Origin of the sequence: Salinibacterium sp. SWN1162 (assembly GCF_015864675.1) — a bacterium.
GTDB lineage: Bacteria > Actinomycetota > Actinomycetes > Actinomycetales > Microbacteriaceae > Rhodoglobus.
Genome location: NZ_JADYWT010000002.1, coordinates 34,197 through 56,986, shown reverse-complemented (window position 1 = coordinate 56,986; position 22,790 = coordinate 34,197). Strand labels below are relative to the sequence as shown.

21 protein-coding genes and 1 riboswitch are annotated in these 22,790 nt (G+C 62.6%); of the genes, 9 read left to right on the top strand and 12 right to left on the bottom strand.

The window, feature by feature from the left end:
- Positions 1-100: 100 nt before the first annotated feature.
- Positions 101-901: a winged helix-turn-helix domain-containing protein gene (locus I6E58_RS09940; RefSeq protein ID WP_197133129.1), complete on the top strand. Its 801-nt coding sequence runs from the start codon at positions 101-103 to the stop codon at positions 899-901.
- Between the two features lie 257 nt (positions 902-1,158).
- Here I6E58_RS09940 and I6E58_RS09935 read toward each other — a convergent pair whose 3' ends face one another.
- The 4 genes from I6E58_RS09935 to I6E58_RS09920 form a co-directional block, all read right to left on the bottom strand.
- A complete protein-coding gene (locus tag I6E58_RS09935; RefSeq protein ID WP_197133127.1) occupies positions 1,159-2,661 on the bottom strand; it encodes a PTS ascorbate transporter subunit IIC in 1,503 nt (500 codons plus the stop codon).
- Positions 2,662-2,705: 44 nt separating this feature from the next.
- Positions 2,706-2,981 carry a PTS sugar transporter subunit IIB gene (locus I6E58_RS09930; RefSeq protein WP_197133125.1) on the bottom strand — a complete coding sequence of 92 codons (276 nt, stop codon included), beginning with the start codon at positions 2,979-2,981 and terminating at the stop codon, positions 2,706-2,708.
- A gap of 27 nt (positions 2,982-3,008) precedes the next feature.
- Positions 3,009-3,464 carry a PTS sugar transporter subunit IIA gene (locus I6E58_RS09925; RefSeq protein ID WP_231595504.1) on the bottom strand — a complete coding sequence of 152 codons (456 nt, stop codon included), beginning with the start codon at positions 3,462-3,464 and terminating at the stop codon, positions 3,009-3,011.
- A 106-nt stretch (positions 3,465-3,570) separates the two neighbouring features.
- Positions 3,571-4,767: an ROK family protein gene (locus I6E58_RS09920; RefSeq protein WP_197133123.1), complete on the bottom strand. Its 1,197-nt coding sequence runs from the start codon at positions 4,765-4,767 to the stop codon at positions 3,571-3,573.
- 109 nt (positions 4,768-4,876) lie between these two features.
- Here I6E58_RS09920 and I6E58_RS09915 point away from each other — a divergent pair, with 109 nt between their 5' ends.
- Together I6E58_RS09915 and I6E58_RS09910 are read left to right on the top strand one after the other, a co-directional pair.
- Positions 4,877-6,907, top strand: coding sequence for a transketolase (locus tag I6E58_RS09915; protein ID WP_231595525.1), 2,031 nt, complete (start codon positions 4,877-4,879; stop codon positions 6,905-6,907).
- A gap of 57 nt (positions 6,908-6,964) precedes the next feature.
- Positions 6,965-7,029, top strand: a riboswitch (guanidine-III (ykkC-III) riboswitch).
- 9 nt (positions 7,030-7,038) lie between these two features.
- Positions 7,039-7,362 carry a multidrug efflux SMR transporter gene (locus tag I6E58_RS09910; protein WP_197133119.1) on the top strand — a complete coding sequence of 108 codons (324 nt, stop codon included), beginning with the start codon at positions 7,039-7,041 and terminating at the stop codon, positions 7,360-7,362.
- Positions 7,363-7,437: 75 nt separating this feature from the next.
- Here the strand turns inward: I6E58_RS09910 and I6E58_RS09905 are convergent, their stop codons facing one another.
- Together I6E58_RS09905 and I6E58_RS09900 are read right to left on the bottom strand one after the other, a co-directional pair.
- Positions 7,438-8,190, bottom strand: a complete 753-nt coding sequence (locus I6E58_RS09905; RefSeq protein WP_197133115.1) for an SDR family NAD(P)-dependent oxidoreductase — start codon at positions 8,188-8,190, stop codon at positions 7,438-7,440.
- 591 nt (positions 8,191-8,781) lie between these two features.
- A complete protein-coding gene (locus I6E58_RS09900; protein ID WP_197133113.1) occupies positions 8,782-9,678 on the bottom strand; it encodes a mechanosensitive ion channel family protein in 897 nt (298 codons plus the stop codon).
- Positions 9,679-9,778: 100 nt separating this feature from the next.
- Here I6E58_RS09900 and I6E58_RS09895 point away from each other — a divergent pair, with 100 nt between their 5' ends.
- The 3 genes from I6E58_RS09895 (at position 9,779) to I6E58_RS09885 (ending at position 12,876) form a co-directional block, all read left to right on the top strand.
- Positions 9,779-11,224 (top strand): deoxyribodipyrimidine photo-lyase, encoded by a 1,446-nt coding sequence (locus I6E58_RS09895; RefSeq protein ID WP_197133112.1) that lies wholly within the window; start codon positions 9,779-9,781, stop codon positions 11,222-11,224.
- A 255-nt stretch (positions 11,225-11,479) separates the two neighbouring features.
- A complete protein-coding gene (locus I6E58_RS09890) occupies positions 11,480-12,052 on the top strand; it encodes a hypothetical protein (RefSeq protein WP_197133110.1) in 573 nt (190 codons plus the stop codon).
- A 101-nt stretch (positions 12,053-12,153) separates the two neighbouring features.
- Positions 12,154-12,876, top strand: a complete 723-nt coding sequence (locus I6E58_RS09885; protein WP_197133108.1) for a metal-dependent transcriptional regulator — start codon at positions 12,154-12,156, stop codon at positions 12,874-12,876.
- A gap of 47 nt (positions 12,877-12,923) precedes the next feature.
- Here the strand turns inward: I6E58_RS09885 and I6E58_RS09880 are convergent, their stop codons facing one another.
- The 5 genes from I6E58_RS09880 to I6E58_RS09860 all read right to left on the bottom strand — a co-directional run bounded on the left by I6E58_RS09880 (position 12,924) and on the right by I6E58_RS09860 (position 17,033).
- Positions 12,924-13,796 carry a metal ABC transporter permease gene (locus tag I6E58_RS09880; protein WP_197133106.1) on the bottom strand — a complete coding sequence of 291 codons (873 nt, stop codon included), beginning with the start codon at positions 13,794-13,796 and terminating at the stop codon, positions 12,924-12,926.
- Positions 13,793-14,533, bottom strand: coding sequence for a metal ABC transporter ATP-binding protein (locus tag I6E58_RS09875; RefSeq protein ID WP_197133732.1), 741 nt, complete (start codon positions 14,531-14,533; stop codon positions 13,793-13,795). The genes I6E58_RS09880 and I6E58_RS09875 overlap by 4 nt, the downstream gene beginning before the upstream one ends.
- A 74-nt stretch (positions 14,534-14,607) precedes the next feature.
- A complete protein-coding gene (locus I6E58_RS09870; RefSeq protein ID WP_197133104.1) occupies positions 14,608-15,570 on the bottom strand; it encodes a metal ABC transporter substrate-binding protein in 963 nt (320 codons plus the stop codon).
- A 143-nt stretch (positions 15,571-15,713) separates the two neighbouring features.
- Complete coding sequence (locus tag I6E58_RS09865; protein WP_129072915.1) at positions 15,714-16,472, bottom strand: hypothetical protein; 759 nt, start codon at positions 16,470-16,472, stop codon at positions 15,714-15,716.
- 114 nt (positions 16,473-16,586) lie between these two features.
- Entirely contained in the window at positions 16,587-17,033 is a 447-nt protein-coding gene (locus I6E58_RS09860) for a hypothetical protein (protein WP_197133102.1), read from the bottom strand.
- Positions 17,034-17,583: 550 nt separating this feature from the next.
- Between I6E58_RS09860 and I6E58_RS09855 the strand changes: the two genes are divergently transcribed.
- Both I6E58_RS09855 and I6E58_RS09850 read left to right on the top strand, forming a co-directional pair.
- On the top strand, positions 17,584-18,057 hold the full coding sequence (locus tag I6E58_RS09855; RefSeq protein ID WP_197133100.1) for a hypothetical protein: 474 nt from the start codon (positions 17,584-17,586) through the stop codon (positions 18,055-18,057).
- Positions 18,058-18,541: 484 nt separating this feature from the next.
- A complete protein-coding gene (locus I6E58_RS09850; protein ID WP_197133097.1) occupies positions 18,542-19,909 on the top strand; it encodes an NAD(P)/FAD-dependent oxidoreductase in 1,368 nt (455 codons plus the stop codon).
- Positions 19,910-19,967: 58 nt separating this feature from the next.
- On the opposite strand, the gene I6E58_RS09845 is transcribed toward I6E58_RS09850, so the two are convergent.
- Positions 19,968-21,005, bottom strand: coding sequence for a LacI family DNA-binding transcriptional regulator (locus I6E58_RS09845; RefSeq protein ID WP_197133094.1), 1,038 nt, complete (start codon positions 21,003-21,005; stop codon positions 19,968-19,970).
- Positions 21,006-21,139: 134 nt separating this feature from the next.
- Here I6E58_RS09845 and I6E58_RS09840 point away from each other — a divergent pair, with 134 nt between their 5' ends.
- Positions 21,140-22,774, top strand: coding sequence for an ABC transporter substrate-binding protein (locus I6E58_RS09840; protein ID WP_197133091.1), 1,635 nt, complete (start codon positions 21,140-21,142; stop codon positions 22,772-22,774).
- The last annotated feature ends 16 nt before the right edge of the window (positions 22,775-22,790 follow it).

Below are 22,790 nucleotides of genomic sequence, written 5' to 3'. Positions count from 1 at the left end.
CATAACGGCGACTCTCTGACTTGACGCACTTGTTTTATTTCGAAGGATCACACCCTCATCATCAGAGGCCCTTCACCCTTATCCAAGGATTTCTGGACCCATGTCACTTGCAACAATCGAACGCACCCCTCGTACCTCTTTCGCTCCCGCAGCTCCCGCACGCCGGGCACCGCACGCCGTGCCCCACACTGCTCGGGAGCTTTCGCTCGCCGTGCAGCCTGCGCGAGACACACGCCCGGCTGCTCCGGTCGCTGCTCCCGCAGCCCCTGCTGCTGACGCGCCGCACTTGCGCGCTGTTCCTCAGGGAACCGAAGCCCGCGGCTTCGTGCTTTACGTCGGCATCGACGAGCTGAAGGCCGCCGCTGCTGGCACCGATCTAAGCGCGATTGTGGAGCAGCTTAAGCAGCTCACGCAGCAGCTCGTGCCGAACTCCGAAACTCACGCCGCCGTGGCCCTTGCTCCCGTCGGTGCTGGTGGACGCGACGTGGATGTTGTGCGCCTCGCCCTGCAGGACCCTTCGGCCCTCGCCAAGCACCGCCAGGTCGAAGAGCCCGAAGAGAAGCCCGCGAGCGGCGTAGTCGTCGACCTCTCCCGCAAGCGCGTGCTCATCGACGACTCCCCCGCCGCCCTCACCTACAAAGAGTTTGAGCTTCTGCAGTTCCTCATCTTGCGCGAATCGCAGACCATCGACCGCGCCCAACTCATCGCGACGCTCTGGTCAGCCGAAGACGACGAAGCTCCCAACGAGCGCACCATCGACGTTCACATCCGTCGCCTGCGCTCCAAGCTCGGCGCGTACGAAGATGTTGTTCGTACGGTTCGCGGCATTGGGTACCGTTACGACCGTCATCCGGATGTCTCGGTGCGCTTCGCCTCGACGCCGAGCCCCGACTTCATCTAGGGGCCGCGACACTCTCGGTGGCGTACGGGTTCAGCGCTGGCGTGCCACACTGACGGGATGACAACGACTGCTGCCACCCGGATGCCCGAGAAGCAAATTCAGGGCCGCCTGGCTGAGGTGCGACCCAACAGCACGAAGGAACTCGCAGCGACCCTCGTGCTGGCGTTGCCAATCGCGGAATGGCCGTTGCGCAGAAAGGGCGCCATCCCCCGTGAGGATGACGCCCAACCAAGGCACCCGAGGCCTAGGTCTGAAAGCTAGCCCTTGGCTGCTGCCTTAGCAGCGACCTTCTCAGCTTCCGCTTTTTCTGCTTCGCTGGCCAGCCATGCGTCCCTCTTAGCGCCCGGTGACCAGCCTGTATTGACAACCTTGAGTTGGAAGATGGATGCCGCCACGACGAGCACGACAGCGATAAGAATCGTCAAGACGACTCCCACTGCCGGCACCCCGCTGAGCAGACTGACACCGATCAGGGTTCCAAACCAACCGAAGTCTGCATCGCCGAACGTGCTGTTGGCGAAGCCGAGCTCGCCGAGTACGAGGAGCAGAATGGCGGGCAGGATCGTGATGAGAACACCGTTGACGAATCCACCGATCACGGCGCCCATGCGACCACCGGTTGCGTTGCCGTAGACACCGGCACCACCACCCGTGAAGAAGTGGGGAACCATGCCGGGCAGGATGAGCGCGAGGCCGAAGACCGGTCCAAGCCACGTTGCCAGCAGCGCGAGCGAGACGAGCCCGCCGAGGAACGATGCGAGGAATCCGATCAGCACAGCGTTAGCTGCGAAGGGGAAGACCAGCGGGATGTCGAGAGCAGGCTTGGCTCCGGGAACAACCTTTTCGGCGATGCCCTGGAAGGCCGGGACGAGCTCGCCCAGAATCGTGCGAACACCGTAGAGGATGATCGCAACACCGACACCGAACTGCAGCGCCTGAGCGAACGCAGCCATGATGTAGGCACCGGCATCCGCTGAGCCGAAGACGTCGAGCGCCTCTTGCTGCGGCAGAGCGATGAGGCCCCACACCGCGAAGACTAGGTAGATCAGAACCATCGAAATGGCGGTAGCGACCATCGAGTCACGCAGGAACTTGAGGCCCTGCGGGAAGTTGATCTTCTCAGTGGAGTGACTCTTCTGACCGGTTGCTTGGCCCGCGGCACCAGCAGCGATGTAGCCGAGAGTTCCGAAGTGGCCGATCGCGATCGTGTCGTCGCCCGTGATCTTCTTCGTCCAGGGGTGAGCGAACGCCGGCATTACGACCATGATCACACCGAGCAGCAGCGCTCCGATGAGAACGACGAGCCAGTTGAGGTCGGGGCCGAAACCAACCGAAAGCACCACGCTGAGCAGCAGAGCCATGAACACCATGTGGTGACCGGTGAGGAACACGTACTTGAGCGGCGTGAACCGAGCAAGCGCGAGCATCACGAGGAAGCCGAGGGTGAGCACGTAGGCGCTGGTTGCGCCGTACTCCACCGAGGCGAGCGCCGTGATGACCTCGTTGGTGGGAATAACGCCTTGCGCACCGGTGACCAAGAGGATCAGGTTGCCGAGCGGAGTAAGCGACCCCACGACGACTCCGGCACCAGCGCCAAGAATCAAGAAGCCGAGTGCCGCTTTAAGTCCGCCACCGATGACGGCTCCGGCTGGCCGCTTGAGAGCGATGAGCCCGACCGCGGTGATAATGCCGACAAGATATGCCGGCACGTTAAGGATCTGTTGCCCGAGGAAATTCAGGACTACAACAAGCCACTCCATTGTGTTCTCCCTTGTATTGGTTAGTTATTCGAGAAGGCGATGCGCTATTCGGGCAGCGCGGCCTTGAGCTTGGTGGTGATTTCTTCGAGATCGAAGAAATTGTCGATGATGATGACCTCGGCCGACACATCACCGATTTCCGGCGCGAGCTCTTCGGAGGTCAACACGATTTGGGCGTCGCGCGCCATTCCGCGCGCGACTCCGATGTCAGCAGCTTCCACATCGGCGTCGACTCCGAGCGTGCGCAGAACTTTCTCCGCGTTCATCTTGAGGAGAACGGATGTACCGATTCCCATTCCACAGACCGCAACGATCTTCATGAGTGTGCCTTTCGCTCGCGCAGTGGGCTACTGCGAGTTCTCTCGAATGAGTGCCCGGAGTTCTTCTGGATCGGAGGCGCCAAGTAGGCGGTCGAGGTCGCCGCTGAGAACGCCAGCGAGATTCGACATGGTGGAGAGGTGCGAGTCGTGGTCAACGGCAGCAAGCCCGACAACGAGTCGAACAGGGTCGTTTGCGGAGTGCCCGAACTCGACGGGGCTGGCGAGGGCCACCCAACTGATGCCGGTGCTGAGCACGGCGGGTGAGGGTCGGGAGTGCGCCAGCGCGATGCCGGGAGCGACCACAATATAAGGACCAAGCTCTTCAACCGCTTGAATCATTTCAGCGGTGTACTCCTCGGTCGTGGAGCCGGTGGCCGTGAGGGCAGCGCCGGCAAGACGAACAGCAGCGCGCCAATCAGTCGCGTCGGCGTTCAGAACGATTGCGTCGTCGCTGAGTTCGTCAGCTAGAGATTCGCTCACCATGTCCCACTTTCTCGCGTTGTCGCACGGGGAGTCGCCACTGACCGCTCCCGATGGTTGCGAGCCTAGTCCCCCTGAAGGACTTATGTCTACTAGTAGCCCTAAGTGGCTACTCATCACCAAACTGTGCGAGCGATGCTCCACCATTGCGGGTCAGGCGACTGATTCGGTCTGCCTCGAAAAGAGCATCCTGAGCAATCAACGACGCGCCGATCACCCCAGCCTGATGCCCAAGTTTCGCCGGGATGACCGCAAGATCACGACGCGAGAAATCGGTCGCGTCGCGGAGCAGACGCTCACGAATCGGATCCAAGAAAACGGGGCCCGCTTGAGCGATGTTGCCGCCAACCACGACGACCGAGGGATTGAGAAGCGCTACGGGGTCGAGCAGCGCACGGCCGATCTGATCCCCCGCCTGCGCCAACAGCTGCGCAACACCTTCGTGCCCCGACTCTGCAAGGGCCACGATGTCAGCACTCGTGCGCACCGAAGCGCCGAGCGCCCGCAACTCACGCTCGATCGCACTACCGCTGGCGACGGTATCCAAACAACCGGTGCGCCCGCAGAGGCAACGCTCGGTACCACCCACAGGCGAGTGGGCCACATCCCCGGCACCGCCACGGCCGCCGTGATAAACCCGGCCATTGAGCACGAGACTGCAACCGATTCCCATACCGACCTTGAGAACGATGGCGTCGTCGTACTCCGGCCACCCCAAGCGATGCTCACTCACCGCGAGAATGTTGACGTCGCGATCGACGGCGAAGACCGCGCGGTAATCGGCGGGAAAGTAATCCTTAACTACGACATCCGCCCACTGGGAATTGAGCTGCGGCGAGGCAATGCGACCACTGGCCGAGTCGACCGGCCCCGGAACACCGACGCCGATTCCGCGCACATCGGCGCGAGACTTACCCAGCTGGGCGAGCATGTGGTCGAAGACCTGGCAGCTCCAGTCGAAGATATCGTCGGGGCCGTGACCGAGCCCAATGTCTGCTTCATCTTCGAGCAGAATCGTGGAAACGAGGTCGGTGATGGCCAGGCGAGAGTGGGAGCCACCAATATCCATCGCAAGCAAGAGACCCGCGTCTTTGTTGACGACGAATTCTTCGGGCGGTCGCCCACCGCGCGAATCAGACTGGCCGGCGCTGACGATAATGGCGGCATTCAGCAACTCATCGAGGCGACGAGCGAGGGTGATGCGTGACCACCCGAGCTGGGAGATGAGGTCCGTTCGCGTGGTCGCTTCACCCGAGCGGATGAGGTCGAGCACGACTCCAGAACCGGTGGAGATCACGTGCGCCATAGCTTTGTCCTCCGCATTGTGACCTACCGTCAGGGAAGTCTACTTCGTGACAGGTCGGATCTTTCCGCCTGCATTGACTTTAGTACACAAGTAGACCAAAGTGTCAGGTATGTCAGACACCGGCCTCCCTTTTTCAGGAAACATCACTCCCGCTGAAGCGGATTCGCTGCGCGCCGCCATCGCCATTCCCGCCCATGTGGTGCAGGTGAAAGGCCACGGCCACGGCGGAACAGCCATGGCGCTCGCACCACTCGCCCACGTGCTTTACCAGCGGATTCTGCGCCACAATCCGGGTAATCCTGACTGGCTGGGTCGCGACCGCCTCGTGCTTTCTGCGGGACACGCGAGCCTGCTGCTGTACGTGCAGCTGTTCCTGACGGGCTACGGGCTGGAGCTCGACGAATTAGCCAAGAGCCGCACTCTCGATAGCCGCACTCCCGGGCATCCGGAACTCGGTCACACTCCCGGCGTTGAGATGAGCACCGGCCCCCTCGGGCAGGGCGTCGCCTCGGCCGTGGGAATGGCATTGGCCGCCCGCCGCGAGCGCGCGCTGTTCGCCCCCGACAATGAGATTCTGAACCCCACCATCTGGGCCATCGCTGGCGATGGCTGCATGCAAGAGGGAGTGAGCGGTGAAGCCTCGAGCTTGGCCGGCACCCTCGGCCTCGAGAACCTGGTCGTGATTTGGGATGACAACAACGTCACCATTGACTCCACCGGCGAGGCCGCCTTCAGCGAAGATGTGCGTGCTCGCTACGCGGCCTATGGCTGGCGAGTTCTCGAGATCAACGACGCCAGCAACCTTGACGAGCTCGAAGCGGTGCTCACAGAGGCACGGTCGCGCGATGGTCGCCCCACTTTCATTGCCCTACGCAGCGTGATCGGTGCACCCTCAGCGGCGTTCTCGGGCAAGCCCGCCGCCCACTCCGGCGGCTTCGGCGCTGACGAAGTTGCCGCGATCAAGACCTCGCTCGGTTTTGCACCGGATGCTCCGCTCGACGATCTCGTCACCAATGACGCCCTCTGCTTCAGCCGTGGCGCAGTAGTGCGCGGCCAAGCCCTCGAAGAGGAGTGGAACGCGGCGCTCGGCACGTGGAAGGCAGCGGACCCCGAGACGGCGAGCGCTTGGCATGCCTTCCGCAACCCGGATGCCGCCGCGGCCCTCAGCGCGCTCGATGCCATCGAGGTCCCCGCTGCCGGCACGCCCTCGGCCACTCGCAAGCTCAACAGCGTCGCCATCAAGGCGCTCCAGAACGTCTCCTCTCTCTGGGGCGGATCGGCCGACCTGGCCGGGTCGACCGGCGTGGAGGTGCCCGGCTCCGCCGTGACCGCGAGTAACCCCGGCGGCGAATTCATCCGCTTTGGGATTCGTGAGCACGCCATGGCGGCGATACTCAACGGCATCGCAATACAGGGGCCATGGCGACCGTTTGCGTCGACCTACCTCGTGTTCAGCGACTACATGCGACCGAGCATCCGCCTCGCTGCATTGATGCAGTTGCCGGTGACTTACGTCTTTACGCACGACAGCGTTGCGGTGGGTGAGGATGGCCCGACGCATCAACCGGTCGAGCAGGTGGCATCGTTGCGCACCGTGCCCGGACTGAATGTGGTGCGCCCCGCGGATGCCGCTGAAGTGGTCTCCGTGTGGAAGCGCCTGATCGCACAGCCCGCCGGCCCCACGGCTCTCGTGTTTTCACGCCAGGACGTTCCCGTTCTTGCCACCCGCGACGACTTGGATGCCAAAGTCGCCCACGGCGGGTATGTTGCGTGGCAGAGCGGCGAAGGCGTCGATCTCGCGCTCATCGCCACCGGCAGCGAGGTTGCTCTTGCCATTGAGGCGGCGGAGGCACTGGCCGGGGATGGTGTTGCTGCCCGCGTGATTTCGATGCCGAGCGTGGAGTGGTTTGCGGCGAGCGATGCTGCCTATCGCGAGTCGGTGCTGCCGGCGGCGATCACCGCCCGTGTTGCCGTTGAGGCAGGACGCGGAGATGGCTGGTACCGCTGGGTCGGTCTCGGCGGCGAAGTGGTGAGCGTGGAAGAGTTCGGCGAATCCGGATCGGGAGCAGAGGTCATGGTCCGACGCGGCATCACGCTCGATGCCGTGCTGGAGGCTGCGCGACGCGCGCTCGGGCACTAGCTAGCCGGGTAACCACTAGCAGCCCTGCCAAACTACGCCCGTTTTGATACGCTGAATCTGTAGCCGCAATAGTCGGCTCCCGACGACGGATCAGTACCGGGTACGCGACAAGACTGGCCAAGGAGACTGTCGTGTACTGGCTAATTCTGATTCTTTCTGGCGTGCTCGAAGCCGTGTGGGCCACCGCCCTCGGCAAGTCGGAGGGCTTCACGAAGCTCTGGCCGACCGTCGTGTTTGGTGTCGCGCTCATCGCCAGTATGGGCGGCCTCGCTTTTGCGATGCGGGAACTCCCCATTGGCACCGCCTACGCCATATGGGTTGGCATCGGCGCAGCGCTGACCGTGGCTTACGCCATGATCTTCGGTGGCGAACCCGTTTCGTGGGTCAAGATCCTGCTGCTCATGGGGCTTGTGGGTTGCATCGTGGGGCTCAAGCTCGTCGACTCGGCGCACTAGGGGGTCATCGGCGCCCTTACAGAGACATGAAAAGGAGGCCGCCCCAGGGGCGACCTCCTTTTGTGCAATGCGGCGCTACTGCGCGGTGTAGCCACCGTCGACGAGGTGCTGCGAGCCAGTGATGAAGCTCGCCTTATCGCTCAGGAGAAATAGCACGAGCTCAGCAACTTCCTCCGAGGTGCCGAGACGGCCGGCTGGGTGCTTCGCCACGAGCGTGTCGTAGATTTCCGCCGGAATTCCCGCGAGGAGGGCAGTGTCGATGTAGCCCGGGTGAACCGAGTTGATTCGCACCCCCTTGGAGGCATAGCCAAGAGCAGCTGCTTTCGTCATTCCCGAGACGCCGTGCTTTGCCGTGACGTAGGGCAGCGCGTTCGCATCGCCCACAACTCCGAGAATCGACGACGTGTTCACAATCGCACCACCGCCGGCCGCGACAATTGCAGGTGCCTGGAAGTGCATTCCGTAGAAGACCGAGTGAAGGTTAACATCCATGAGCTTCAGGTAGCCCTCGATGTCGATGTCTTCGGCAAGACCCTGAGGGCCGCCGATGCCGGCATTGTTGAACGCTAAATGCAGTGCGCCGTAGGTGGAAACCGCGAGGTCAACCGCGGCCTTAACATCATCAGGCTTTCCGACATCCCCCGCGATGGCTGTGGCGGCTCCGCCGGCAGCGACGATCTCGTCAACAACCACCTGGGCAACCTCGTGCTTGAGGTCGTTCACGATGACATTTGCACCCCGTGCCCCGAGCCCGAGAGCAACAGCTCTACCGATGCCAGACCCACCGCCGGTAACGACTGCGGTTTTTCCTTCGAATTCTTTCGTCATTTCATTCTCCTTGCCCCCGGTGACGGGAGCTAGCTAGCGAACAAGCGGTTGACGAGGCAACCATTATGCAATCAGCGGCGATGCCACAGAACGCTGTTCCTGCAAGGGAACTCCGAGCAACGGTGCTGCTGTTGTAAGTATTCAATCAGATAACTTTGACGATTTCGGTGCGGCGCGTTACTGGGAACGACAACAACCTCGGGGAGCATTCGTCGCCCTAGTCGGGCTCCACCGCCACGCGAATAGCCGCTCGCCTCCCTGAGCTGATCTGCGCAGAAAGCATCCGATTTCCGCCTGCTTTGCCCGAAAACACCGGGGTAGACAACCTTTTCTGTGAAATTTCTAAAAATAACAGAACGATAACTAGACAGCGTTATGTTTCCGTTATACATTCATAGAGCAGAAGTTGTTTGCTGTGGCAGCTACTGCGGAATGTGATTGCAGGACACTCTTGGTGCAAAGGGAGAGGGTCGGTTTCATGCCTCTGAAACCGGCCCTCGAACTATTTAACGGGTGCCCGCACCCTCCGCTGGGGAACCCCGCTATTTCGGCAGTCAGCCCGGCGGTCAGCCCGCTAGCCGCCCCCGCGATCTACTCCGCTTCGCTCTCGCGAGTGCGCGCCGATCCGTCTTCGATCTTGAGTTGCTGAATGGGGAACGGGATCTCGATGTGCGCATCACCGAGCGCCTTCTTGATGGCCTCAAGCACCTGATCCTGAGCTTCGAGAGCCTCGCGACGGTTCGGCGGGTTGATCCAGAACCGCACCTCGAGGTTGACGCTAAAGTCACCGAGCGACGTCACCAAAACGGTCGGTGCAGGGTCGTCGATGATGCCGGGCAACGCGGTGATGGCGTCGACGATAGCGGCACGAGCATCCGCGATGCTGTCGTCATAACCGATGCCGACGGCCACACTCAGTCGCCGCTTGTCGAAGGCCGTGTTGACGACAACGCGCTCGGTATAGAGCTGACTATTGGGGATCACGACCACCCGATTGTCGTAAGTGCGCACGCGCGTGGCCCGCACCTGAATGTCAATAACTTCACCCTCGTGATCGTTCGACACAATCTGATCGCCGATGCGGAACGGACGGGTGAACAGGATCAGGATGCCCGACAGCAGGTTCTGAAAAATGTCCCGGAACGCGAACCCAATCACCACACCGCTCACCCCGAGGGTGCCGAAGAGCGACGCCGGCGTGATCGTCGGGAAGATAATCGTCAGCGCCACCAGCAGCCCGAACGCGAGAATCGACCATGCGACCAACCGACTCAGCACGACCTGCAAACCGCGCGGCTGACCCGCCCGCTGCGCCGCCGCCCGCACGAGCTTCGCCACCAGCCACGAAATTGCCCAGAAGAGCACGAAGGCCAGCACGCCGAGAATGACGTTGGGCAATGCCAGAAAGAGGTCCGTGAAAATGCCCTGCACCCGTTCGAGCACATCGCCGAAGTCGGCCGTCTCGTAGCGAACACCGAAGAAACTCATAGCCGGTCACCCCTCTCGCGCATCGCCACCATCGGCAACGCGACCTGTGAGGTGCGATTTTACGCCTGCTCTTTTCAGGCGCGAAACGTAGAGTGGCGGGGTGAGCGCAAACCAGAATCAGCCCTCCGTCGTGTGGTTGCGAAACGACCTGCGACTAGCCGACAACCCAGCCCTGACGGCGGCCGCGAGTGAAGGCCGACCACTCGTGGTTGTGTACATTCATGACGAAACCGGCGACGGCATCCGCCCGCTGGGTGCGGCAAGCAAGTGGTGGCTGCATCACAGCCTCACTGCTCTGGATGCCGCCCTGCAGAATCTAGGCGGGCAACTGACCCTGCGTCACGGCCCCGCCGCGCAGGTGCTGCCGGCGCTCGTGGACGAGCTCGGCGCCGCCTCGGTGCACTGGAACCGTCGCTACACGGCGGCCCGCGATATCGACGCCGGCCTCAAAACGAGTCTGCGCGAGCATGGGCGAACGGTCGAAAGCCATCAGGGCAATCTGTTGAACGAGCCGTGGCAGATTCGCAACGGGCAGGGCGAGCCGTACAAGGTTTTCACGCCGTATTGGCGTGCGGCGCAAGAGCGCCCGGTGCGCGAGTTGTTGCCCACGCCCGAGGCGAGTGCGCTGAGTTGGCCTGCCGACGCGCCCACAAGCGAGGACCTCGCTGGCTGGCTGCTGCTGCCGACGCGCCCCGACTGGGCTGAGGGGCTGCGCGAGACGTGGACTCCCGGGGAGGCCGGCGCGCTCGATCGCCTCGAAAGCTTCGTTGCCGACCGCCTTGCCGACTACCACCGCCGCGACGAACCCTCCGTGGATGCCACGAGTGGGCTCAGCCCGCACCTGCGGTTTGGTGAGATCAGCTCTGCGCAGATCTGGCACCGGCTGCGCGGCTCGGACTCCGCGGCTGGCAACGGCTCGGCCGGTATCCCCACCGCGGCCCGCAAGAATGTCGCCAAGTTCCTCAGCGAAATCGGCTGGCGCGAATTCTCGACCGCCCTACTCTTCGAGAACCCTCGCCTTGCGACCGACAGCTACCGCCCCGCCTACAACGCGTTCCCCTGGGGATACACGGTCGACGAACTCGGCGCCGTTGACGAACCTGCGGGAGTCAGCGAAGTCGAGGCGTGGCGTCGCGGCCGCACCGGCATCCCCCTCGTCGACGCCGGGATGCGCGAACTGTGGCACACCGGCACGATGCACAACCGCGTGCGCATGGTCGTCGCAAGCTTCCTCATCAAGAACCTGCTCATCGACTGGCGGGCGGGCGAACAGTGGTTCTGGGACACTCTCGTCGACGCCGACGAAGCCAGCAACCCCGCCAACTGGCAGTGGGTTGCCGGATCCGGGGCGGATGCCGCCCCCTACTTTCGTGTGTTCAACCCGGTGTTGCAGCAGAAAAAGTTCGACCCCACGGGCGCCTATGTCTCGTACTGGATTCCCGAACTCGGCACCGACGCGTATCCCGAACCGATCGTGGATCTCGCCGAAACCCGCCGCGAAGCCCTCGAGGCGTACACGGCAGTAAAGGCCGCGGCGGCGGAATAGGCCGCTGGATGCACCACCCGGCACTTCGCCAGACTCCACTCAGTTGACTGCCAGCTTGCGCTCACAGCCCCGGAATCATGCGGATCTGAGGGCGAGAGTTGCCCGCATCCGCACGCCAGATTGCCCGAATTTCGTCTTCTTTCGATTGACCCCCAAACCGGTCACAGCCCCGCTCCGGAGTACTCATTGCGGCTCGGGAAAGCCTCGAGACGCAGGGCCTCTACGGAGGCTGACGACGTAAGAAGGAGTTCAGTAATGAACGCATTCACGAAGAAGACCACGATCGGCGCAACCGCTACCGCAGTAGCCCTCATCGCAGTCGGAGCAGCAGCTCCCGCCATGGCCGCAACCGGTGACAGCTACACCTCGACGAAGTCATACTCCTACTCCTCCCCCAAGCAGACCGACATCCCCGTCGTCGTAGCACCCGAGGTTGGCGACGTTGACCTCCTGGGTGGCGACCTTCTCGGTGGCGGCATTCTCAACGGTGACCTCCTCAACGGAAACGCTGTTGCGTCCGGCAACGAGGTCAATGCTCCCGTAGCTTCGGGCAACGACACCGCCGTTGGTAACGTCAGCGACTCCGCGAACGTTTCTGACGTAGCCAACGACGCCAACGTCTCCGACGTCGTGGACAACGCGACTCAGGTGACTGACGTTGTCGACAACGTCGCTGAAGTAACTGATGTTGTAGACAACGCGACTGACGTCGTGACCGACGTGACCGACATCGTTGACGTGGACGACATCCTCAACGACGTTGTCGACGCCGACGACCTCATCGGTGACATCACCGGTGACCTCGGCTTGAACGGCATCTTCAACTAACTTTCTTCACCCGCTTGCCCTCGCCTGATGTTCTCCGGGCGAGGGCAAGCGTCTTTAACTACGCCTCGCCGTACTTCAATGTTCGGCTCTAGACTGGGCGCATGTCGGTCACAGAGCTCTCGGTCAGCACCCAGAACTACCTGAAAACCGTGTGGAGTCTTTCCGAATGGTCAGATGCCCCCGTCACCGCCACCGTGATCGCCGAACGCACCGGCTACACGCTGTCGAGCGTTTCGGATGCCGTGCGTCGCCTCACCGATCAAGGCTTCCTCGATCATGCCCGCTACGGTTCCATCGCCCTCACCGACGTGGGTCGCGCGCACGCCGTGGCCATGGTTCGCCGCCACCGTTTGATCGAATCGTTTCTCGTGAGCGTGCTTGGCTACGGCTGGGACCAAGTGCACGACGAAGCCGAGAACCTTGAGCACGCCGTCTCTGACTTCATGGTCGAACGAATCGACGAGTTTCTCGAGCACCCCACCCGCGACCCGCACGGCGACCCGATCCCCAGCGCCGACGGCGTGATCACGATTCCGGATGCTGTGCAGCTGAGCCGCGTGGCCCCCGGCAGCACCGTGGTCGTGGAACGCATCTCTGACGACGACCCCGAACTGCTCAAGTTCTTCGAAGAGCGCGGCATCGTGTTCGAAGCGAAGCTCAGCGTGAACGCCGGGGCACCGTATTCGGATGCGCTCGAGGTTGTTGTGGTCGGTGACGCCGGCGAGGCGCGTAACGACGGCGAGCGCCAATCCGCTGTGCCGATCAGCCTTGGCCGGAGCGCGACCGACGCACTCTACGTATCGGGCGGCAGCCTCAGCGAATAGCGTGAGGCGCACCGCGCGGGTTCTGCGCGCAGGCGGTGTCTTTGCCTTTACTGGGCGGCGAGCATCCGCTGCCGCTTCATCGCACCGAGTCGCTTGCCGATCACGCCCTGCGTGGGGCTGAACAGGTAAACGAGCGCGAACATGCAGCCTTCGACGAGCACGATCATGCCGCCGGATGCCGTGTCGAGGTAGTAGCTGAGGTAGAGCCCGGTGATTGCCGCGAGCGCCGACATCGCCGGAGCGATCACGAGCATGTGCGAGAAGCGATCGGTGAGCAAGTACGCGGTGGCGCCGGGGATGATGAGCAGTGCCACGACGAGAACGACGCCGACGGCCTGAAGGGCAACGACCGCGGTGAGGGCGAGGAGCCCGAGGAGGGCGGCGCCGAGCACCTTGGGGTTGAGGCCGATCGCGTGGGCGTGGGTGGCGTCGAAGGCGTAGAGGGTGAAATCGCGGCGCTTCACGAGAAGGATCGTGAGCGTGATCGCACCGAGGATGAGCACTTGGGCGAGGTCGGCCCAGGAAACTCCGAGAAGGTTGCCGAAGATGATGTGGTTGAGGTCGGTCTGCGACGGGGTCACCGAGATGAGCACGATTCCGAGGGCGAACAGGGTGGTGAAGACGATGCCGATCGCGGCATCCTCTTTGATGCGGCTCGTGTTTCGCACGATGCCGATGAGGGCGACGGCAAGGAAGCCGAAGATGACCGCGCCGAGTGCAAAGGGTGCGCCGACGACATAGGCGAGCACGACGCCGGGAAGTACGGCGTGCGAGACAGCGTCGCCCATCAGTGACCAGCCGATCAACACGAGCCAGCACGAGAGCACCGCGCACACAATCGCGGCGGTCACGCTCGTGGCGAGGGCCCGCACCATGAAGTCGTAACTGAGGGGTTCGAGGAAAAAGTCGAGAGGGTTCACGCGGCATCCCCCGCAGTGACGTCGAGGCCGAAGGCGCGCGCAAGGTTTTCAGGCTTCAGCACTTCGGCGGGAGTGGATTGCAGCAGCACGGTGCGCATCAGCAAGATCGCTTCGTCGGCGAGCTTCGGCAGGGCATTGAGGTCGTGGGTGGAGACGAGCACGGTGGCTCCCTCGGCGGCGAGCTCGCGCAGGAGTGTCGTGATTGTTCCCTCGGAGCGTTTGTCGACTCCGGCGAAGGGCTCATCGAGCAGCAGGATCGTCGCGCCCTGGGCGATGCCGCGCGCCACAAACGCCCGCTTTTTTTGGCCGCCCGAGAGCTGGCCAATTTGGCGGTCGGCGAGGTCGGTCAGTTCAACGCGGGCAAGTGCCTCGGCCACGGCAGCCTTGTCAGCGGCCTTCGGGCGGCGGGAGATGCCCATGTGACCGTAGCGGCCCATCATCACGACGTCGCGTACGGAGAGCGGGAACGCCCAGTCCACGTCTTCGCTCTGCGGAACGTAGCCGACTGCTCCGGCCTTGCGCGCGAGTGCAGGCTGCTGACCGGCCAGCGCGACCGTTCCGCGGTCGGGGCGTAGCATCCCCGTAATGGTCTTGAAGAGCGTGGACTTTCCCGAACCATTCATGCCGATGAGGCCGTAGATGCGGCCCGGCGCGAGGCTGAGGCTCACGTTGTCGAGCGCGAGCACGTCGCCGTAGTGAACGGTGACGTTGCGCACGTCGATGGCGGGCACGCTCATAGCGGGCGCTGAACCGAGCGGGGCGGATGACGCGGCTCCCCCGCCGTCTCGTGCAGCGCCGGGGCGCTCGCCACTCATTCCGACACCCCGGTCAAACCGGCGATGATGGTCTCGGCGTCGTGGCGCAGCAACTCGAGGTAGGTGGGCACCGGGCCGCCTTCCTCCGACAGCGAGTCAACATAGAGGGTTCCGCCGAAGCTGGCATCGGTGGCTTCAACGACCTGCTGCATCGCGCGGTCAGAGACCGTGGATTCGCAGAAGACGGCGGGAACGTCGTTGGCCCGCACGAACTCGATCACAGAGGCAATCTGGCGCGGCGTCGACTGCTGCTCAGCGTTAACCGCCCAGAGGTAATGCTCGCTGAGCCCTGCGTCGCGCGCCAGGTAAGAGAACGCTCCTTCGCACGAGACGAGCGCGCGCTGTGACGCCGGCAACTCGGCGAGTTCGGCCGTGAGTTCATCGTTCACGAGCTGCAGTTCGGCTTTGTAGGCCTCGGCATTGGCGGCGTAGTCGGCGGCATTATCAGGGTCGAGCTTGGCGAACGCGGCCTCCATATTGTCGACGTAAATTTGCGCGTTGAGGGGACTCATCCACGCGTGCGGATTGGGCAAACCAGCGTAGGCATCCTCGGTGATATCAATCGGGTCCACCCCGTCAGACACCACAACATGGGGAACGTCGAGACCATCGACGAACTGCGCGAACCACACCTCGAGATTGAGCCCGTTATCAAGAATCAGGTCAGCCTCGGCAGCCTTGGCGATGTCGCCCGGCGTGGGCTCATAGCCGTGGATCTCAGCACCTACCTTTGTGATGGATTCCACCCGAAGGTTGTCGCCGGCCACGTTTTCGGCGATATCGGCGAGCACCGTAAAGGTCGTGAGCACGACGGGGCGGTCGTCGTTCGGGTCAGTTGTGGCGCCCGCCTCCGACACCGCGGTGCAGCCAGCGAGTCCGAGCAGAAGGGCGGATGCCGCAGCGGCAATCGTCGTCATGCGCGTGGCGCGTCGGCGCCCTGTTGCAGCTCTCATTCCCATGTTCTGATCCTATGTTGGGAGAGCCTCTTTAAGAAACTACGTCTAGACGTAGTTTGCCTGAAATCTCATTGATCGGTAAAAGTCGCGGATCTTTCCGGGCCGCAGAATCGGCGCACTGTCAACCTCGCCATTCGACGTCGCGTTCAGCGCATCTCGGTGTCGAACGAAGCCCGCAGCGCTGGCTGTTCGGCAACCACCGCGAGTGACCGCTGGGCTTCCCGAACTATCACCGGACTGGTATTTCTCGCGACGATTTGCTCGAGGATGAGCATGACATCCGGATGATTGAAACTCTCGAGCGCACGCACGATCTTCCACTGCATGAGCTCGTCGCCGGGATTGCCCCGCAGCTTCTCAGTGAGCGCGTGAAGCGCTGCCAGCCGATCCGTCGTAGCCACCGCCGAATAGAAACACAGGAAGCCAACGGCATCGATCGCCTCAACCGCCTGCGTCCGTGACCCGTCGACAACGGCCGCAATCAAGGTGGGCAACACCACAGGGTCCATACGCGCGAGAATCCGAGCCACGATGTCTCGCGGAAGCGGGTAGCTCGCCTTCTTGAACGCTTCGACAGCGGGCTGGGTGTGCTGATTCCGCCCGATAGCACCGAGCAGCGGAATGAGCAGCTGGGCGGTTTCTCGGCCGCCCACTTGGAGCGCTTCGCACAGTTCGAGCTTGGTATAGAGCTTGGTCTCTCGCATGAGTCGCTCCACGAAAAGCTGATTCAGCGAAGCATCCGGACGCGCAGCACGCGAGAGCAACCGCACTGCGGCTGATCGCTCGACAGCGTCAGTCGAGTCCAACTGTCGCGTCAGCTCAGCCGCCGACAAATGACGGGAGGCTTCAATATCCTCGTCGCGCAAGAATCCACGACCGCGCAACTGACTCACTGAGCTCTTCATGTGACCGCAACTTTATCCCGAGCGGGTCAGCCGAATGCGGTGGCGCATTGCTGCTGTGACCTCATACCTGACAGCGGCATCGGCATCGGCATCGCGAAGGCGACTCGCCTGTGGCTACTGGTAAAAGCTCAAAGGCGCGCCGACTGCATCGCATTCGACAGCGAGCGCCGTCGTCGCTTCTCCCAACGCTGACGCGTCCCCTGTGGCCGGTTCGGCACCGTCGGCGGCTAGCTCCGTGATTGCCGAACGCAGGTCGTCGACTTGGCTGCTCAAAAGCGCGTCCTTGTGCAAGATTCCGAGGATCGGGAAGCCGTCGGCAATAGTGGCAATCATGTAGTCGAACGATTCCCTATTCAACTCGCCGGCCTCATACCCCGAGACCACGCCGTACACCGTCATGAGTTCGATCGAGAGCGAATGGCACAGCCCAACGTTGCCGTCCTCCAACGAGGGCGCCGCCTCGCTCGACGAAACTTCGGTGGGCGGCGGCTCAACTTGTGTGCACGCAGACACAAGGATCAGCATTCCGGCGCACACGGCCGCGGACAGAAGATGTCTCATAAGGCTCCTTAGTTAGTTGCGGTTCCTACGAACCGCTCGAGTAGGCGCACAGGCGACGCGTTTTCTCAAGCACCGGTTCACCACCCCGAGATGTACTGAAATCAATAATGTCTCACATTTTGCCAGCCTGTCTATCTTTCGGCATTAGCTCGTGAGTCGAAACAGAGAGGACGCTACGGGCGCCAACTCGGTTGGCCCCGGCGATACACGTGCACTATTGCCCGGAGAGCAAAACAAGCGGTAGCCTCACCCTAAGCGAAGAATATTCGGATTTTGAAAGTGAGAGCTCACTTGTGTTGGCCTGCTGACGGTGCGATCACTGACGATCAGGTTTCCACTGTCGCAACTTCGAGGCAGAGCGGGCTAAGTGTTTTTGGCGCGTATCGGAACGATACTTACGTCTGGACACCCGCTGCATCTATCCCCGCATTCGAAGGAGAAACGGATTCGCCTTCAGACGTACTGGAGGAAGAACTTGCGCTTCACTAAGGCAGCGGCTTACCTAGCGGCATTCGGTTTGGCCATCTCGACGCTGGCTGGGTGCAGCGATGTGACGTCCATCAATGACATGCCGGCCCAAGCGGATGACGCAGCTTTCAGCCGCACCTCCCTGATTTTCGAAGATGCCCGCAATTGCATTCAACTTCGCGCTGAAGAATCTGCTCCGGTGACTGACCCGGAAGTATTTGCGGAAAACATCGACGGCTGTGTAAGCCTGAACATCTACGGGTGGACGGATGACGAGGTCGTGTCCGGGTTCAGAAGCGGGGACGCTAGTTGGCTCACGTCGAGTTCCGTCGCCGAAGACCGCATGAACGTTGTTGTGTTCACGACCAGTTTTGGACGAGCCGACTCCGGGCTGTCCGCCCAAACGCGGGTGTACAGCTTGTGCTGGTCTCTGAACTTCGACGCCCAAACGGGTAGCGACATCGTAGTTTCTGATGAGAGATGCAACCCCGCCATCTTCCTAGCGCTCCCCCAGTACACCCTGACCAACGTCGCAGAGTTAAAAGCGGGCCTTTAGGCGCTTCTGCACGGTTGAGTCAGAAGAAATGCGCTACACCTGGCATCGGCATCGGCATCGGCATCCCGTGGTGAGTGGCCGAAGCGTGTGTGATGACATCAGCCCATTCGGCGCGCCGCTAGTGGCACCGTTGGAACTCCGGGATGTGGAGGCGAGCATTGCAGTCAAACTGCGGTGCTGAATATAGTTGAGCTAACCAAGAAGGGACCAACGATGTTCACACGGTTTCTCAATTTAGTGGGTCGGGTCGCTAAGCGCCTAGCATTCGTGTTTACCCAGTTAGGCGGAGCGGCCAACGGTGGCCGAAGCGCGGATCCCAGCGCTCGCTCACTTTACGAAGACCGCGACGACTACCGCCCGTAATAGGTTCCCCTTACGGAAGGTCGCGGCTCCGAAGCGCGCCATGTTCGGATCAGCGTGGTCAGCCGAGCACCGTTTGCCCTAAGGTCAACAGAACCCCGCACCGCATTGCTACTGTGACCTCATGACCGACTTCGCTAGCGCACCCACCGTCGACCCTGCAGCGACAGCCTTCGACACCATAGTCGTCGGCGCCGGAGTCTCCGGGCTCACCGCGGCACGCTTTCTTGCCCAGTCCGGCCAACGAGTGCTCGTGCTCGAAGCCCGCGACCGCACCGGTGGCCGCACCCACACCGAACGCTCCGGCGACGTTGCCACCGACCGCGGAGCATCCTGGATCCACGGCACCGACGACAACCCCCTCACCGGCATAGTCAACGCCCTCGGCATGCGCACGGTCGAGTTCACGGTCGGCAGCTACCAGCCCACCGGCCGCCCCATCGCGTATTACAGCCCCACCGGCGAGCGCCTCAGCGACGACGCTGTCGCCCAGTTCGCGGATGACGTACGCACCTTCGACGCCCATCTTGCGACGGCGGTGCAGGCTTCCACTCTCGGCTCGTCGTATGAGCAGGCGGCCGACGCCGCGCTTTCCACCCTCGGCTGGAACCCTGATCGGGTGGAGCGCGTGCGCGAGTTCGTGCTGCACCGCTCCGAGGAGCAGTATGGCGTGCACGCTGGGTTGCTCGATGCGCACGGCCTCGACGATGACACGGTCGAGGGCGACGAGGTGGTGTTTCCCCACGGTTACGACGAGCTGGCAACGAATCTCGCGAAGGGGCTCAACGTGCGTCTCGAGCATGTAGTCACCGGCATCCGCTGGTCGAAGCAGGGCGCAACGGTGTCGACCGCGCAGGGTGAATTCGCGGCAGACCGCGTGGTCGTGACGGTGCCGATTGGGGTGCTCAAGAGCGGCGATCTCGCGTTCGAGCCAGCGTTGCCCGAGTGGCTCACTCACGCCATTGATGGCTTCGAGATGAACAATTTCGAGAAGGTGTTTCTGCGCTTTCCCACTCGCTTCTGGGATGAGAGCGTCTACGCGATTCGCCAGCAGGGTGAGGCTGGCAAGTGGTGGCACTCCTGGTACGACCTCACTGACCTGCACGGTGTTCCCACCCTGCTCACGTTCGCGGCCGGCCCCAGCGCGATCGAAGCGCGCGACTGGAGCGACGAACAGATCAGCTCGTCAGTTCTCGATGCTCTGCGCGGGCTCTACGGCGAGCGCGTCGAACAACCCGACGACGTGCTCGTGACGCGCTGGCAGGACGACCCCTACTCGTACGGGTCGTACGCGTATATGAGCCCGGGATCCACGCCCGACGACCACGACCTGATGGCCACACCGGTCGAGAATGTGCTGCACTTTGCGGGCGAAGCAACGTGGACGGATGATCCAGCCACCGTCACCGCGGCGCTGCGCTCCGGTCATCGCGCCGCCGAGAACATTCTCGGCGCTGAGCTCTCGTTCGACGGGTTGGCCGCGTCGCTCTAGCCCCGTTGCGACAGCGCGCCGCTGCCTCGAACCGCGCGGTGCGAAACACCCTGCCGCTCTAACCCCGCTGCGTCGACGCCCGCTCGCGAATCTCATACTCGATCTCGGGCGGCGACGGCTGGTCGTCGTCGGCGGCTTCGAGCAACGCCACGAGGTACACGACGGCAGCTTTTGCCGTCGCTTCGGGCGCAAGATCGACCGACGTGATCGGCGGGGCACTGTTGCGGGTCTGCTCCGAGTCGGAGCCGGCGACGATCATTACGTCCTCCGGAATGCGATGCCCCGCGGCCTGCAGCCCGGCCTGAATACCGGCCGCATGCCGCCCCGTGAGGCAGTAGATCGCATCCGGTAGTGGCGCATCCGAAGCCAGCAGCTGATCGGCAATTTCACGCCCACCCGCTTCACCCAGTCGCTCGTCTTGGTTGTAGACAATGGGCGCCTGCTGACGGCCAGCCACCCATTCGCGATACGAACTCTCGCTGTCGGCGTTCCACGAGTTGGGGTCAGTTCCCGTGACGAGAGCGATGCGCTGAGCCCCGCGTTCGCTGAGGTGCGCGATGACGCTGTCGACATTGTGCAGTGTGCCGCCACCGAGCCAGGCGGTGAAGTCGGGCCGCTCAACATCGCGCCCCACCGCAACCAGCGGGATCGCGTTTCGCGTGAGCAAATCGATCACTGGGTCGCCGGCGAGCGGGTCAGAAATGATGAAACCGTCGGCCGCAAGCGCGATGCCGGGGGCGTTACCGGCGGTGGGGTCGCGCATGAGCACGAGGCCGTAACCGCAGTCCAAGGCTTCCACCGCTGCAGCTCCGGCGAACCGCAGAAAGTAGTCAACTCCCTCGGGCTGATACGAGCCGAGAGTGTCGAGGGGGCGGATGACGAGGCCGAGCAATCCAAGCCGGTTGCTGCGCAGACCGCGCGCGATGGCATCCGCGCTATAGCCCAGCTCGGCGGCGACCTCGATGACCCGTTGGCGCGTGGCTTTGGCGACCACTCCTTTGCCGTTGAGGGAGTGCGACACCGTGGTGATGGAGACCCCGGCGTGCCTCGCCACATCGTGGATGGTTGATCGTCGTCGCCCTCGCGCTGTACTCACTCTGGCAGGCTAGCGCGCATTTCCGGAATGTAAAACGTTTTGGCAATATCTCCCCCAAAACGTTTTGGTCGACTAGGTTTTCACACACATCAAGCGTCTTAGCGTTCGGGTTCTATCTACCTAGGAGCAATTCAATGAAGAAACAAGCAATCGCGATCGGCAGCATTCTTGCCATCGCGCTGACCGGCTGTGCCGCAGGCACCAGCGGCGGCAGCTCATCCAGCATCGATACCAACGACCTTCTCACCACGACTCCCGCAGCCACGGGCGAGCTCGACCTGGTGACCTGGAACCTCCCGTTCGGAGAACCAGCGTCGATCGACCCCATCAAGTCGTTCAACTATCCCGAGAACACCGTCGTCGCCAACCTGTGTGAAGGCCTCATGCAGTTGCAGCCCGACTTCTCGATCGAACCGGGCCTCGCCGAAAAGCTCGAAACCCCCGACGACCTCACGTACATCTACACCATCCGCCAGGGCGTCGAGTTCTGGGATGGCGCCGAAATGACCGCCGACGACGTGGTCTTCAGCTTGAGCCGTCACTCGGATGCCAACGAAGGCAGCTACTGGGCCGGCGGCCTCATTAGCAACATCGCTTCGATCGAGAAGACGGATGATTGGGAAGTCACCGTGAAGCTCACCGAGCCTGATGCCACCTTCAACTCCTACATGGTCACTCCCGCGGGAACCATCGTGCAGCAAGCGCACCGCGAAGCTGCGGGCGACAGCTACGGAAACCCCACCGGTCAGGTCATGTGCACGGGCCCTTACTCGGTCGGCGAATGGGATCAGGGTCAGTCGATCTCGCTCATCAAGAACGAGAACTACTGGAACACTGCCAAGCAGGCGAAGACCACTCAGGTCGACATCAACTTCATCGTCGACTCCGCGTCGATCGCCACCGCGCTCGACACCGGCGCTATCGACGGTTCGTACGATGTGCCACTCGGCTCGCTCCCCACGCTGGAGAAATCCGAAGCCGGAACGCTCTACCTCGGCAATTCACTTCAGCTCGTCGCCATCATCGGCACCGGAAACGGCGCCTTTGCTGACCCCGCCGTTCGTCAAGCACTCATGATGGCCACCGACCGGGATGCCATCGCCGCAACGGTCTTCGAGGGCACGGCATCCGCCTCCCGCTCACTCGTTCCCAACAACGGTTGGGCGTACGGCGACGACGAGTTCACGGCAGGCCGCGATGACCTCGCCGAAACCGGGATCGACATCGAAGGAGCCAAGAAGGTTCTCGAGAGCGCCACGGTTGACATCACTCAGCCAATCTCGATCGTCTACCCCTCAGAGCGCACGTACTACGCCGACATCATTTCGGAAATCGCCAATGGTGCTCGCGAAATCGGGCTCACGGTTGAACCCGAAGGTGTTCCCAGCGCGCAGTTCGGCGCGTTCTTCTCCGACCCCGCCGCACGTGAAGGTCACGACGCTTTTGTCACCTACAACTACATGGATGTGCCGGACCCGCTCTCGTTCCTCCGCGCGATTGTTGGCACCGACGGTGGGCAGAACTACAGCGAATACAGCAACCCCGAGATCGACTCGCTCCTGAGCGAAGCCGCAGCAGCCACCGACGAAGGCGAGCGCGCTCTGCTCGTCAACCAGGTTCAGGAAGCTGCTATGGAAGACCTTCCGTGGATCCCGATCGTTGACCCCGCTGTACGACTCTTCATGAAGGATGGCATCACGGGTGCTCCAGCATCCTTCGTCTACCTGTACTACCCCTGGGCTGCCGACCTCGGCGCTTCGGGCGAATAGTTCATCCTCGGGGGCT

Coding starts and splice junctions, on each gene's coding strand:
- I6E58_RS09940 (WP_197133129.1), top strand. CDS start 101: ATGTCACTTGCAACAATCGAACGCACCCCTCGTACCTCTTTCGCTCCC.
- I6E58_RS09935 (WP_197133127.1), bottom strand. CDS start 2,661: ATGGAGTGGCTTGTTGTAGTCCTGAATTTCCTCGGGCAACAGATCCTT.
- I6E58_RS09860 (WP_197133102.1), bottom strand. CDS start 17,033: ATGAGACATCTTCTGTCCGCGGCCGTGTGCGCCGGAATGCTGATCCTT.
- I6E58_RS09925 (WP_231595504.1), bottom strand. CDS start 3,464: ATGGTGAGCGAATCTCTAGCTGACGAACTCAGCGACGACGCAATCGTT.
- I6E58_RS09870 (WP_197133104.1), bottom strand. CDS start 15,570: ATGGGAATGAGAGCTGCAACAGGGCGCCGACGCGCCACGCGCATGACG.
- I6E58_RS09840 (WP_197133091.1), top strand. CDS start 21,140: ATGAAGAAACAAGCAATCGCGATCGGCAGCATTCTTGCCATCGCGCTG.
- I6E58_RS09875 (WP_197133732.1), bottom strand. CDS start 14,533: ATGAGCGTGCCCGCCATCGACGTGCGCAACGTCACCGTTCACTACGGC.
- I6E58_RS09920 (WP_197133123.1), bottom strand. CDS start 4,767: ATGGCGCACGTGATCTCCACCGGTTCTGGAGTCGTGCTCGACCTCATC.
- I6E58_RS09850 (WP_197133097.1), top strand. CDS start 18,542: ATGACCGACTTCGCTAGCGCACCCACCGTCGACCCTGCAGCGACAGCC.
- I6E58_RS09905 (WP_197133115.1), bottom strand. CDS start 8,190: ATGACGAAAGAATTCGAAGGAAAAACCGCAGTCGTTACCGGCGGTGGG.
- I6E58_RS09885 (WP_197133108.1), top strand. CDS start 12,154: ATGTCGGTCACAGAGCTCTCGGTCAGCACCCAGAACTACCTGAAAACC.
- I6E58_RS09930 (WP_197133125.1), bottom strand. CDS start 2,981: ATGAAGATCGTTGCGGTCTGTGGAATGGGAATCGGTACATCCGTTCTC.
- I6E58_RS09890 (WP_197133110.1), top strand. CDS start 11,480: ATGAACGCATTCACGAAGAAGACCACGATCGGCGCAACCGCTACCGCA.
- I6E58_RS09900 (WP_197133113.1), bottom strand. CDS start 9,678: ATGAGTTTCTTCGGTGTTCGCTACGAGACGGCCGACTTCGGCGATGTG.
- I6E58_RS09915 (WP_231595525.1), top strand. CDS start 4,877: ATGTCAGACACCGGCCTCCCTTTTTCAGGAAACATCACTCCCGCTGAA.
- I6E58_RS09865 (WP_129072915.1), bottom strand. CDS start 16,472: ATGAAGAGCTCAGTGAGTCAGTTGCGCGGTCGTGGATTCTTGCGCGAC.